Source organism: Mesorhizobium caraganae (assembly GCF_016836705.1).
GTDB classification, from domain to species: Bacteria; Pseudomonadota; Alphaproteobacteria; order Rhizobiales; family Rhizobiaceae; genus Mesorhizobium; species Mesorhizobium caraganae.
The window spans coordinates 1-442 of record NZ_JAFCGY010000154.1; the positions used below are offsets into that span (position 1 = coordinate 1).

Annotated in this window: 1 protein-coding gene; it reads left to right on the plus strand. The window is 45.7% G+C overall.

Annotated features, from left to right (window positions below; genetic code table 11):
- Nucleotides 1-130 precede the first annotated feature (130 nt).
- Nucleotides 131-442: class I tRNA ligase family protein (locus tag JQK88_RS35740; protein WP_203281291.1), on the plus strand; the 312-nt coding region annotated here is incomplete at its 3' end.

Sequence of the window (442 nt, forward strand, 5' to 3'; positions counted from 1 at the left end):
GGTCATATATAGGGTGGTGTTATAGCATAACCGCACGATCGGATCATCTCGCAATGTATGCTGATTCGCGCGGGAAATATGGGTATTATACGCAACTCAATTACCCACACATGTCTAAACGGAATCTTCGATGCTAAAAATCTTCAATACTCTGACACGCCAAAAAGAGGAATTTAAGCCTATTCACGCCTGGGAAGTCGGCATGTACGTGTGTGGAATCACCGTTTACGATCTCTGTCATATCGGTCACGGGCGTACTTTTGTTGCTTTTGACGTGGTTGCGCGCTATCTGCGTTTCCTCGGCTATAAGCTGAAGTATGTGCGCAACATTACCGATATCGACGACAAAATCATCAAACGCGCCAATGAAAATGGCGAAAGCTTTGTGGCGCTGGTGGATCGCATGATCGCCGAAATGCACAAAGATTTTGATGCTTTGAAC